Here is a 12,319-nt window from a genome sequence, read left to right as displayed (position 1 = left end):
TTGCGATGGCTGAACGGGGTCGTGGGGATAAATCGCGAGCAGGTCAGAGAGGAGTGTAGCGGGGGTTGGGCCAGGCGCGGCCTTTTGCCATCGGGGCCGACGGGATGCAGTTGTTCGGCATGCTTTGCAGGTGCTGCCCCGCGATGACCATTGCCTGGGCTGATGCCATCGCGGGACAAGCCAGCATCCTGCAGGCGTTGCGATCACCCTTGGCGTGTGGCGCGGTAACGCATGCGGGTGCCGAACTTCACCGACATCAGGATTTCGTCTGCACTCAGGTCAGCGGGGAAGTAAGTCCCGGAAATCTGCGCATGGGCGATGCTCGCGCCTTCCAGGCCGTTTTCCCGCAGGTCCAGGCCGCGCAGGTCGGCGGCGCGGAAGTAGGCGTCGGTGAAATCGATGCCACGGACGTCCAGGTCACGCAGGTCGAGACCGCGGAAATCGCCGCCGCGAAAGTCGATAGGGGTGTCCGTGGGTTTTTCGCGGTTGAAGGCCGCGATCTTCTCGTCGCGGATCATCGTGTACAGAACGTTGTCCAGCTGGCGGGGTTGATTCATGGCGGCGCCTCCTCCGTGGGGTGTGATGATATTGTAATGCCATCACTGGAGGGGCGCCGGATTTCAGGCGTGAACTGTCGACTGCTTCACGCCGGGCGGGTCAGAGGCCGGGCAGGCGTTGGCGAATCTGCTCGATCACCTTGTTCATGTTGTTGGCATCCTGGGTGTCGACGCGGGTGCTTTGTGCCAGTTCTTCGGCATCCAGCGGCTCGCGGCTCGCCTGTTGCGCCTGGATCACTTCCAGGGTGGCATCCGAAGGGTCGATGGCTTCGGCCTGGCGCTGGGCCAGCCAGCTGGCGATCACCGCGTCGGGGGCCTGGCAGTCGAGAATCAGGAATGGCACGCCGGTCTCGCTGGCGACCTGCGCCGCCGCCTTGCGCTGGTCTTGCTTGAGGTAGGTAGCGTCGATCACTACCGGGAAACCTGCGTGCAGGATGCTCGCGGCCAGCTCATGCAGGCGCTGGTAGGTAGCGGTGCTGGCTTCTTTATCGTAGATGCCGGCCTCGAGCTGACCTGCGTTGTCTGTCGATTGTTTGCCGAACAGGCGCTTGCGCTCGACATCCGAGCGTACACGTACTGCGCCCAGCGCCTCGACCAGGCGCATGGCGACATGGCTCTTGCCGACCGCCGAGACTCCCTGGGTGATGGCCAGCAGGCGCGAAGGGATGGCGCTGTAGCTCTCGGCCAGGTTGGCGTAGTTGCGGTAGGTGCGCAGGGTGGTGGCGCGCTGCACGCCGTCGGCATCGGCCGGCATGCTGAACAGGGCGACCTTGGCACGCACCAGGGCGCGATAGGCCTTGTAGAAGTTCAGCAGTTCCAGGCCTTGGTAATCGCCGGTCAGTTCCAGGTACTGGCTGACGAAGCGCCGTGACAGGCACTTCAGGCCACGGTCCTCGAGGTCCATGGCGAGGAAGCCGATATCGGCATAGACGTCGGTCAGGCGGAATGGCTCGTTGAACTCGATGCAGTCGAAGATCACCACCTTGCCGTCGATCAGGGTGGCGTTGCCCAAGTGGATGTCGCCATGGCATTCACGGATGAAACCGTCGGCCTTGCGCGCCTCGAACAGCCCATGCAGGCGCTTGAAGCTGTCCTGGGCCCAGGCTTGCAGGTTGTCCAGTTGCAGCAGGTCGGCCTTGTCGCTGAGGAACGGGCGGATCTGTTCGAAGTTCTGCTCGACCGGTGCCATCACCGCGTCCGGGGTACCCAGCGGGTGGTCGACCGGCACTTTCGGCGCCTGCAGGTGGAACTCGGCGATCTGCCGGGCCATCTGGTCGATGTGGCCGGCGTTCAGCTCGCCATTGGCCTGCAGGGTGCTGAGCATCTGGCCCTGGGGGAACTGACGCATCTTCAGCACGTACTCGATTGGCGCGCCTTCGCCGCCGATCTGCGGTGCCTCGGCACTGCCGGTGATCGGCAACACGTCCAGGTACAGGCCTTCGGTCAGGCGCTGGTTCAGGCGCAGTTCCTCGCGGCAGAAGTGTCCGCGCTGATCGAGGCTGGTGAAGTCGAGGAAGCCGAAGTTCATCGGCTTCTTGACCTTGTAGGCATATTCGCCAGTGAGCAGGACCCAGGAGATGTGCGTCTCGATGAGCTGGAAGCCCGTGACCGGGTGCGGATAGAGGGCGGGGTTCTGCAGCGCGCTGATCAGGGCTTGGCTCACGGATCATCCTTTGAGAGTCAGGGAATTCGAATGCGCCATTATGGTCAATGGTGGCGCCCCTGCAAACCGCCGGAGGGCGCCTGCCTCCCTTTTCCAAAGTGCGTATAATCCGCCGCCATGACTCGTACCCGAAATTCCCGCACCCCCAAAAAACGCCCGACCGGCCGCTCCCGCGCCTGGCTGGGCTGGGCGTTCAAGCTCAGCCTGGTTGGTCTGGTAGTGATCGCCGGCTTCGCGGTCTACCTCGATGCCGTGGTCCAGGAGAAGTTCTCCGGCAAGCGCTGGACCATCCCGGCCAAGGTGTATGCCCGGCCGCTGGAGCTGTTCGTCGGCCAGAAGCTGAGCCGCAACGACTTCCTCACCGAACTCGACGCACTCGGCTACCGGCGTGAAAGCGCGGCCAATGGTCCGGGCGCGGCGTCGGTCAATGGCAACACGGTCGACCTCAATACCCGCGGCTTCCAGTTCTACGAGGGCATGGAGCCGGCGCAGTTCGTGCGCGTGCGCTTCTCCGGCGACTACGTTGCCGGGCTCAATGGCGCCAATGGCGGCAAGCTCGACGTGGTGCGCCTCGAGCCGCTGATGATCGGTGGCATCTATCCGAAGAATCTCGAGGACCGCATCCTGATCAAGATCGACCAGGTGCCGCCGTACCTGGTCGATACCCTGATCGCCACCGAGGACCGCGACTTCTACAGCCACTTTGGCGTGTCGCCCAAGTCCATCGCCCGGGCCGTGTGGGTGAACACCTCTTCGGGCGCCATGCGCCAGGGCGGCAGTACGCTGACCCAGCAGTTGGTCAAGAACTTCTTCCTCACCAACGAGCGCAGCCTCAGCCGCAAGCTGACCGAAGCGATGATGTCGGTGCTGCTGGAAATGCACTACAGCAAGCGCGAGATCCTCGAGGCCTACCTGAACGAGGTGTTTATCGGCCAGGATGGCCAGCGCGCGGTGCACGGCTTCGGCCTGGCCAGCCAGTTCTTCTTCAGCCAGCCGCTGCAGGAACTCAAGCTGCACCAGATCGCCTTGCTGGTGGGCATGGTCAAGGGGCCGTCCTACTACAACCCGCGTCGTTATCCCGAACGCGCCCTGCAGCGCCGCAACCTGGTGCTCGACCTGCTTGCCGAGCAGGGCGTGGCCAGCCAGGAGGTGATCGATGCGGCGAAGAAGATGCCGCTGGGCGTGACCAAGCGCGGCAGCCTGGCCGACAGCTCGTTCCCGGCGTTCCTCGACCTGGTCAAGCGTCAGCTGCGCCAGGACTACCGCGACGAAGACTTGACCGAAGAAGGGCTGCGCATCTTCACCAGTTTCGACCCGATCCTGCAGATGAAGGCCGAAACCGCCATGAGCGAGACCTTCAAGCGCCTGGCCGGACGCAAGGGCGCCGATGAGGTGGAGTCGGCGATGGTCGTCACCAACCCGGAAACCGGCGAGGTGCAGGCACTGATCGGCAGCCGCCAGTCGGGCTACGCCGGCTTCAACCGTGCCATCGATGCGGTGCGGCCGATCGGCTCGCTGGTCAAGCCAGCGGTCTACTTGACGGCGCTCGAGCAGCCGAGCAAGTACACCCTGACCACCTGGGTGCAGGACGAGCCGTTCTCGGTCAAGGGCGCCGATGGCCAGGTATGGCGTCCGCAGAACTACGACCGTCGCCCCCACGGCACCATCTACCTGTATCAGGGCCTGGCCAACTCCTTCAACTTGTCGACCGCCAAGCTCGGTCTGGAAGTGGGCGTGCCCAACGTGCTCAAGACCATCGGCCGGCTCGGCGTGCAGGTCGACTGGCCGGCGTACCCGGCGATGCTGCTGGGTGCTGGCGGCATGTCGCCGATGCAGGTCGCGACCATGTACCAGACCATCGCCAACGGTGGCTTCAACACGCCGATGCGCGGTATTCGCAGCGTGCTCACCGCCGAAGGCGAGCCGCTCAAGCGCTATCCGTTCCAGATCCAGCAGACCTTCGACCCGGGTGCCATCTACCTGGTGCAGAACGCCATGCAACGGGTGATGCGCGAGGGTACGGGGCGTTCGGTGTACAGCCAGTTGCCCAGCTCGCTGACCCTGGCAGGCAAGACCGGTACCAGTAACGACTCGCGTGACAGTTGGTTCTCCGGCTTCAGCCAGGACCTGCTGGCGGTGGTCTGGCTGGGCCGCGACGACAACGGCAAGACCCCGTTCACCGGAGCCACCGGCGCGTTGCAGGTATGGACCAGTTTCATGAAGAAGGCCGACCCGCTGCCGCTGGACATGCCACAACCGGACAATGTGGTGCAGGCCTGGATCGACCCGTACAGCGGCCATGGTTCCGATGGCAGCTGTCCGGGAGCAGTGCAGATGCCGTATATTCGCGGCAGCGAACCGCCCGCTGGCGCCACGTGTGGTGGCGAACAGAACCCGGCCGAATCGGTGATGGACTGGGTCAAGGGCTGGATGAATTGAGCACGGGCTTTTGAAGAGGGTGTGAAGTGAACAAGTGGTGGATTCCCGCCTTGACGGCGGTGGCCGTGCTGCACGGTTGTGCCAGCGTGCCGCGTGGCAATATTCCGGTGGTGGACTCGAGCACCCGGGTGTCGAACAGTGAGCGGGTCACGGCCAACCGCAATGCGGCCTATCCGACCAGCGGCGGCAGCAACCAGGCACAGGCGTTGCCGGAAGATTCCGGTGTCACCGTGATGATCCCGCAAGGCACCGGCGCCACACCGATCCAGTCGTTCCCGGCCGGCAGTGGCGCGGCACCGATCAGCACTGGCCCGATTACCCCGGGCCCGATCAGCAGCGGGCCGATCACCACCAATCCCAATCCGATCGCCGACGAGCCGTTCGATATCGCCTCGATGAGCAAGCCGGCGCCGGTTGCCAGCGCACCGACCGGCATTCCGCGTTCGAGCGGCGGCCTGTCGGCTGACGAGCAGCTCGACGGCCCGGTGCTGGCGTTGCTGACCACCGCCCAGCAGCAACAAGGCAGTGGCGACTTCAACGGCGCCGCCTCGAGCCTGGAGCGTGCCCAGCGCATCGCCCCGCGTGAGCCGCAGGTGCTGTTCCGCCTGGCCCAGGTGCGTCTGTCGCAGGGCGATGCCGCGCAAGCCGAGCAACTGGCCCGTCGTGCCCTGACCTATGCCAACGGTCGCCCCGACCTGCAGGCGCAGTTGTGGAACACCATTGCCCAGGCCCGCGAAAAGCAGGGCGACAGTGCCGGTGCCGCACTGGCGCGGCAGAAGGCGCGGGTCAACCTGTGATGGAACAGCGCATTCTCGATATCGCCGACCAGTTGCTGCTGATCGAGCAAGAACTCAAGGTCCAGGGCTGGTGGAGCGAGGCCGTCCCCAGTGCCGAGGCGCTGGCCAGCGTGGAGCCGTTCGCGGTGGATCGCATGAGCTTCGAACAGTGGCTGCAGTGGATCTTCCTGCCTCGCATGAAGCTGATCCTCGAGCACGGGCATCCGCTGCCCAATGCCTCGGGCATCCTGGTCATGGCCGAGACGGTGTTCGTCGACCGTCCGGAACAAAGCCGCGAGCTACGGCGGCTGCTCGCAACTTTCGACCAATTGATCGCGCCTTCCGCCTGATTTCTACTGTTTTTCCTTCAAGGGCCGCAGATTGTGGCCCTTTTTTATGGAAATCTTATTTTTCCTGCTGCTGCTCAACGCATTCGTGGTGTTGAGAATTCATCTTGCTGAAATATTGGCAATAATTTCTCTTGACTTGTGCGCGCCGAATCACAAGAATCCAGATTCCGCTGTAGAGGGACTGCCAGAAGCAGACCCGCTAGGCAGATCATGAGGCGCACACCCGCGCCGACTTGCTACACCCCGCAACGCGTTACCTCGCGCTGGGTGGGAAGGCCCGCAACACACCAGGGTATTCCCAATACTTGCTCAGTCAGTGCTGACGTTCGCTCATGCTCTGCTTGGCAGTAAACCTAATAAGACCCGCTCAGTGAGGGCGGTATTCTGGCGTTTTAGAGGTGAACAACGTGGAGCTCTTATCCGGCGCTGAAATGGTCGTCCGCTTCTTGCGCGACGAAGGCGTTAAGCACATCTACGGGTACCCTGGTGGTGCTCTCCTTCATGTTTACGATGCCTTGTTCAAGGAACCGGAAGTCCAGCACATCCTGGTTCGCCATGAACAGGCCGCCACCCATATGGCGGACGGTTACGCCCGTGCCACCGGCAAGGCCGGCGTGGTACTGGTGACTTCCGGTCCCGGCGCGACCAATGCCATTACCGGCATTGCCACTGCCTACATGGATTCCATCCCGATGGTCATCCTGTCTGGCCAGGTGCCCAGCACCATGGTCGGCACCGACGCGTTCCAGGAAACCGACATGATCGGTATCTCCCGGCCGATCGTGAAGCACAGCTTCATGGTCAAGCACGCCTCGGAAATCCCTGAAGTTCTGAAAAAAGCCTTCTATCTGGCGCAGTCCGGCCGTCCTGGCCCGGTGGTGGTCGACATTCCAAAAGATATGACCAACCCGGCCGAGAAGTTCGAGTACATCTACCCGAAAAAGGTCAAGCTGCGTTCCTATAGCCCGGCACTGCGCGGCCACTCCGGCCAGATCCGCAAGGCGGCCGAAATGCTCCTGGCGGCCAAGCGCCCGATCGTCTATTCCGGCGGTGGCGTGATCCTCGGCGGCGGCTCCGAAGCCCTCACCGAAATCGCCAAGTCGCTGAACCTGCCGGTCACCAACACCCTCATGGGGCTCGGTGGCTTCCCCGGCACCGACCGGCAGTTCCTCGGCATGCTCGGCATGCACGGCAGCTACACCGCCAACATGGCCATGCACCATGCCGATGTGATCTTCGCCGTGGGTGCGCGTTTCGACGACCGCGTGGTCAATGGCCCGGCCAAGTTCTGCCCGAACGCCAAGATCATCCACATCGACATCGACCCGGCGTCGATCTCCAAGATGATCAAGGCCGACGTGCCGATCGTCGGCCCGGTCGAAAGCGTGTTGAGCGAGATGCAGGGCATCCTCAAGGAAATCGGCGAACAGCCCGACAAGGCGGCGCTGGATGCCTGGTGGAAGCAGATCGACGAGTGGCGTGGCGATGGCGAACTGTTCCCCTACGACAAGGGCGACGGCAACATCATCAAGCCGCAGCAGGTGATCGAGACCCTGTGCGAAGTGACCAAGGGCGATGCCTTCGTCACCTCCGACGTGGGCCAGCACCAGATGTTCGCGGCGCAGTACTACCGCTTCAACAAACCCAACCGCTGGATCAACTCCGGCGGCCTGGGCACCATGGGCTTCGGCTTCCCGGCGGCCATGGGCATCAAGCTCAACTTCCCTGATCAGGACGTGGCCTGTGTCACCGGCGAAGGCAGTATCCAGATGAACATCCAGGAACTGTCCACCTGCATGCAGTACGGCCTGCCGGTGAAGATCGTCAACCTGAACAACGGCGTGCTGGGCATGGTCCGCCAGTGGCAGGACATGGCCTACAACGGTCGCCACTCGCATTCGTATGTCGAGTCGCTGCCGGACTTCGTCAAGCTGGCCGAGGCCTATGGCCATGTGGGTATCCGCATCACCAGCCTGAAGGATCTCAAGCCGAAACTGGAAGAAGCGTTCGCGATGAAGGACCGTCTGGTGTTCATCGATATCGCGGTCGACCGCACCGAGCATGTCTATCCGATGCAGATCAAGGACGGCTCGATGCGTGACATGTGGCTGAGCAAGACGGAGCGTACCTGATATGCGGCATATCATTTCCCTGCTGCTGGAAAACGAACCCGGTGCCTTGTCTCGCGTCGTCGGCTTGTTCTCCCAGCGCAACTACAACATTGAAAGCCTGACCGTGGCACCGACCGAGGACCCGACCCTCTCGCGCCTGACACTCACCACCGTGGGTCATGACGAAGTGATCGAACAGATCACCAAGAACCTGAACAAGCTGGTGGAAGTGGTAAAACTGGTCGACCTGTCGGAAAGCGCTCACATCGAGCGTGAACTGATGTTGGTCAAGGTCAAGGCCACCGGCGCCCAGCGCGCCGAGATCAAGCGCACCACGGACATCTTCCGTGGCCAGATCGTCGACGTTACCGCCAGCGTGTACACCGTGCAGTTGAGTGGTACCAGCGACAAACTGGACAGCTTCATCCAGGCCATCGGTACCGCGTCGATTCTCGAAACCGTGCGCAGTGGAGTCACCGGCATTGCCCGTGGCGACAAAGTGCTCAGCATCTAACTTTAAAAACTAGCGATGGCTCCACTGGGGCCGAGATATAACAGGGGTGTTTCATGAAAGTTTTCTACGATAAAGACTGCGACCTTTCCATCATCCAGGGCAAGAAAGTCGCCATCATCGGCTACGGTTCGCAAGGTCACGCCCAGGCGTGCAACCTGAAGGACTCCGGTGTTGATGTCACCATCGGTCTGCGTAAAGGTTCGGCCACCGTTGCCAAGGCAGAAGCCCACGGCCTGAAGGTGACCGATGTCGCCTCCGCCGTCGCCGCCGCCGACCTGGTCATGATCCTCACCCCGGACGAATTCCAGGGCCAGCTGTACAAGGCCGAGATCGAGCCGAACATCAAGAAGGGCGCCACCCTGGCGTTCTCCCACGGCTTCGCGATCCACTACAACCAGGTCGTTCCGCGTGCCGACCTCGACGTGATCATGATCGCGCCGAAGGCCCCGGGCCACACCGTGCGTTCCGAGTTCGTCAAGGGCGGCGGCATCCCTGATCTGATCGCCATCTACCAGGACGCCTCGGGCAACGCCAAGAACGTCGCCCTGTCCTACGCCGCAGGCGTCGGTGGCGGCCGTACCGGCATCATCGAAACCACCTTCAAGGACGAGACCGAAACCGACCTGTTCGGTGAGCAGGCCGTTCTCTGCGGCGGTACCGTCGAACTGGTCAAGGCCGGTTTCGAAACCCTGGTCGAAGCTGGCTACGCGCCGGAAATGGCCTACTTCGAGTGCTTGCACGAACTGAAGCTGATCGTCGACCTCATGTACGAAGGCGGTATCGCCAACATGAACTACTCGATCTCCAACAACGCCGAGTACGGTGAGTACGTCACCGGCCCTGAAGTCATCAACGAAGAATCCCGCAAGGCCATGCGCAACGCCCTGAAGCGCATCCAGGACGGCGAGTACGCGAAGATGTTCATCAGCGAAGGCGCTACCAACTACCCGTCGATGACCGCCAAGCGTCGCAACAACGCCGCTCACGGTATCGAAATCATCGGCGAGCAACTGCGCTCGATGATGCCGTGGATCTCGGCGAACAAGATCGTCGACAAGACCAAGAACTAAGGTCCTGCTTCGATAAATGAAAAACGCGGCTTCGGCCGCGTTTTTTCGTTTGCACGGCCAGCTTCTGGTATAAAGCGACCAGTGGCTCGCCGTCAGAACCTGTTTCGCGAGCCCATGTCGAACATATTCCACCCTGTTGCAAGGTACTTTTCATGAGCGAACGTCCCGAAGAGCCGAACAAGCCCTCCGACGCCGAAAGCCTGCTACCTGTCGATGAGCACGTTGAAGAAGGCCATGACGCCGAAGGTCGCAAGGTCCGTCACCGCGGTATCTACCTGCTGCCCAACCTGTTCACCACGGCCAACCTGTTCGCCGGCTTCTACTCCATCATCAGTTCGATGAGCGCGCAGAGCGCCGGCGACCCACGCGAGGCGAGCAAGTATTTCGCCTTTGCCGCCATCGCGATCTTCGTCGCCATGGTGCTCGACAGCCTCGATGGCCGTGTCGCGCGCATGACCAACACACAAAGCGCCTTCGGGGCCGAGTACGACTCCTTGTCGGACATGGTCGCCTTCGGTGTGGCTCCGGCGCTGCTGGCCTTCGGTTGGGCCCTGGGCGACATGGGCAAGGTCGGCTGGATGGTTGCCTTCATCTATGTCGCTGGCGCGGCCCTGCGCCTGGCGCGTTTCAACACCCAGGTCGGTACCGCCGACAAGCGCTACTTCATTGGCTTGGCCAGTCCGGCGGCAGCCGGCGTGGTGGCGGGGACCGTGTGGGCGTTCAGCGACTACGGCATCCAGGGCTCCAAGCTGTCGTTCCTAGTGGCCTTGCTGGTCGCGGCCGCGGGCATGCTGATGGTCAGCAACATCAAGTACAACAGCTTCAAGGAGCTGGACCTCAAGGGGCGCGTGCCCTTCGTCGCGATCCTCGCGGTGGTGCTGGTGTTCGCCGTGGTGTTCAGCGATCCGCCCCGTATCCTGCTGCTGATCTTCCTCGGTTACGCGGTCTCCGGCCCGTTGCAGTACCTGCTGCGCGGTCGTCGGCGTAAATCCTGACAAGGATTTAATCGCGGAATAACCTTCCGGCTCCATAGTCTTACGGGTACATCAGTTGCCTGTGCTGTGGAGCCGCCATGCTTATCAAGCTATCCCGGTCTTCCGACTGCAATGCGTCGGAGATCACTCCCGAAGACCTTTACCTCTCACGTCGCGCGTTGCTCGGTGGCACCCTGGCAGGCTTGGCCCTGGGTGCGGTACCGCGTCTGGGGGCGGCTGGCGAAGTGTCGCGCTATGCCGATGCCGTGCCTGGCGCCGCGCCGGCCTGGTTCAACGACAAGCTGGCGGCCACCCGCTGGCAGGCAGTGACGGCGCCGGGAGAGGCGATCACCCCGTTCAAGGACGCCACCCATTACAACAACTTCTATGAGTTCGGGCCCGACAAGGGGGACCCTGCGGCCAATGCCGGTAGCCTGAAGACCGAACCGTGGAGCGTCGTGGTCGATGGCGAGGTAGCCAAGCCTGGTCGCTATGCGTTGGAAGACTTCGTCAAACCCTACCAGCTCGAGGAGCGTATCTATCGCCTGCGCTGCGTCGAGGCCTGGTCGATGGTCATTCCCTGGTTGGGCTTTCCCTTGGCGCAGGTGCTCAAGCAGGTCGAGCCAACCTCGAAGGCGCGCTATGTGCGTTTCGAAACCCTGCAGGATCCCAAGAGCATGCCGGGTCAGCGTTCGGGGTTCGCCCTGATCGACTGGCCCTATGTCGAGGGACTGCGCCTGGACGAGGCGATGAATCCGCTGGCGATTCTGGCGGTGGGCATGTACGGGCGTGAGCTTGCCAACCAGAACGGCGCGCCATTGCGTCTGGTCGTGCCATGGAAGTATGGCTTCAAGAGTATCAAGTCGATCGTGCGTATCAGTCTGGTGGCGGAGCAGCCACGCACCACCTGGCAGGGGCTGGCGCCGGATGAGTATGGCTTCTATGCCAACGTCAACCCAACGGTCGACCATCCGCGCTGGACCCAGGCTCGTGAGCGGCGTCTGCCTAGCGGGCTGTTCAGTCCCAATGTGCGTGATACGCAGATGTTCAACGGTTACGCCGATGAGGTGGCGTCGTTGTATAGCGGTCTCGATCTGCGGAAGAACTACTGATGCGTTATCCCTGGCTTCGCCTGGCGATTTTCATCGCGGGTTGTCTGTTTCCTGCCTGGTGGTTGTATGAGGCGGTGATGGGGCTGCTCGATCCTGACCCGGGGAAGATCCTCATGGACCGACTTGGCCAGGGGGCGTTGGTGTTCCTGCTGGTCACCTTGAGCATGACGCCGTTGCAGCGCTTGAGTGGCTGGTCGGGGTGGATCGTGATACGCCGGCAACTGGGGTTGTGGTGCTTTGCTTATATAGTGCTGCATCTGATCGCTTACCTGGTGTTCATCCTCGGTTTGGATTGGGGGCAGTTCGTCGTGGAGTTGCGCAAGCGCCCCTACATTATTGTGGGTGCTCTCGGTCTTGTGGGGCTGCTGGTATTGGCGGTCACGTCCAACCGTTATAGCCAGAGGCGCTTGGGGGCGAGGTGGAAGAAGCTGCACAAGCTGGTTTATGCGGTTCTTGGGTTGGGGTTGCTGCATTTTCTGTGGATTGTCCGCTCGGATTTGAAGGAGTGGGCGGTGTATGCGGCGGTGGGCGGGCTGTTGATGGTGATGCGGGTGCCGGTGGTGGCACGCTTGTTGGGGCGGTGGAGGAGGGCTTGATGCGGCCTTTTCCTTAAATGTTTCATTTTTTTGAAATTAAGGGTTGACGCGGTTTCAGATCCCCTTATAATGCGCCCCACTTCCAGCGACAACGGAACGCGAAACTCCTTGAGAATCAACGAGTTAAGCGATTCGGAAGGTTCCGGAAGTGCTTCGA

At 62.1% G+C, this 12,319-nt stretch carries 11 protein-coding genes; 9 read left to right on the top strand and 2 right to left on the bottom strand.

Features of this window, described 5'->3' with window-relative positions; genetic code table 11:
• Positions 1 to 203: 203 nt before the first annotated feature.
• Both F3J43_RS22590 and F3J43_RS22585 read right to left on the bottom strand, forming a co-directional pair.
• A complete protein-coding gene (locus F3J43_RS22590; protein ID WP_166892402.1) occupies positions 204 to 557 on the bottom strand; it encodes a pentapeptide repeat-containing protein in 354 nt (117 codons plus the stop codon).
• A gap of 100 nt (positions 558 to 657) precedes the next feature.
• Entirely contained in the window at positions 658 to 2,220 is a 1,563-nt protein-coding gene (locus tag F3J43_RS22585) for a bifunctional aminoglycoside phosphotransferase/ATP-binding protein (protein WP_166892397.1), read from the bottom strand.
• 117 nt (positions 2,221 to 2,337) lie between these two features.
• On the opposite strand from F3J43_RS22585, the gene mrcB reads away from it, so the two are divergent.
• The 9 genes from mrcB (at position 2,338) to msrQ (ending at position 12,162) form a co-directional block, all read left to right on the top strand.
• The gene (gene mrcB, locus F3J43_RS22580) at positions 2,338 to 4,659 is read left to right on the top strand and encodes a penicillin-binding protein 1B (RefSeq protein WP_166892394.1); all 2,322 of its coding nucleotides are present in this window, start codon (positions 2,338 to 2,340) and stop codon (positions 4,657 to 4,659) included.
• Positions 4,660 to 4,685: 26 nt separating this feature from the next.
• Positions 4,686 to 5,456, top strand: coding sequence for a tetratricopeptide repeat protein (locus F3J43_RS22575; protein ID WP_166892391.1), 771 nt, complete (start codon positions 4,686 to 4,688; stop codon positions 5,454 to 5,456).
• Positions 5,456 to 5,785 (top strand): YqcC family protein, encoded by a 330-nt coding sequence (locus tag F3J43_RS22570; protein WP_205298047.1) that lies wholly within the window; start codon positions 5,456 to 5,458, stop codon positions 5,783 to 5,785. The genes F3J43_RS22575 and F3J43_RS22570 overlap by 1 nt, the downstream gene beginning before the upstream one ends.
• A 407-nt stretch (positions 5,786 to 6,192) precedes the next feature.
• Positions 6,193 to 7,917: an acetolactate synthase 3 large subunit gene (locus F3J43_RS22565; RefSeq protein ID WP_166892383.1), complete on the top strand. Its 1,725-nt coding sequence runs from the start codon at positions 6,193 to 6,195 to the stop codon at positions 7,915 to 7,917.
• 1 nt (position 7,918) lies between these two features.
• A complete protein-coding gene (gene ilvN, locus F3J43_RS22560; RefSeq protein WP_003250040.1) occupies positions 7,919 to 8,410 on the top strand; it encodes an acetolactate synthase small subunit in 492 nt (163 codons plus the stop codon).
• A gap of 53 nt (positions 8,411 to 8,463) precedes the next feature.
• Entirely contained in the window at positions 8,464 to 9,480 is a 1,017-nt protein-coding gene (ilvC, locus tag F3J43_RS22555) for a ketol-acid reductoisomerase (RefSeq protein WP_166892380.1), read from the top strand.
• 152 nt (positions 9,481 to 9,632) lie between these two features.
• Positions 9,633 to 10,475, top strand: coding sequence for a CDP-diacylglycerol--serine O-phosphatidyltransferase (gene pssA / locus F3J43_RS22550; RefSeq protein WP_166892375.1), 843 nt, complete (start codon positions 9,633 to 9,635; stop codon positions 10,473 to 10,475).
• 77 nt (positions 10,476 to 10,552) lie between these two features.
• A complete protein-coding gene (gene msrP, locus F3J43_RS22545; protein WP_166892372.1) occupies positions 10,553 to 11,566 on the top strand; it encodes a protein-methionine-sulfoxide reductase catalytic subunit MsrP in 1,014 nt (337 codons plus the stop codon).
• Positions 11,566 to 12,162 (top strand): protein-methionine-sulfoxide reductase heme-binding subunit MsrQ, encoded by a 597-nt coding sequence (gene msrQ, locus F3J43_RS22540; RefSeq protein ID WP_166892369.1) that lies wholly within the window; start codon positions 11,566 to 11,568, stop codon positions 12,160 to 12,162. Before msrP ends, msrQ begins: the two co-directional genes overlap by 1 nt.
• Positions 12,163 to 12,319: the final 157 nt, after the last annotated feature.

This window comes from Pantoea sp. Cy-639, assembly GCF_011752525.1.
Classification (GTDB): Bacteria; Pseudomonadota; Gammaproteobacteria; order Pseudomonadales; family Pseudomonadaceae; genus Aquipseudomonas.
Note: the sequence above shows the minus strand (reverse complement) of the source record. Positions and strands in the feature narration are given on the sequence as shown.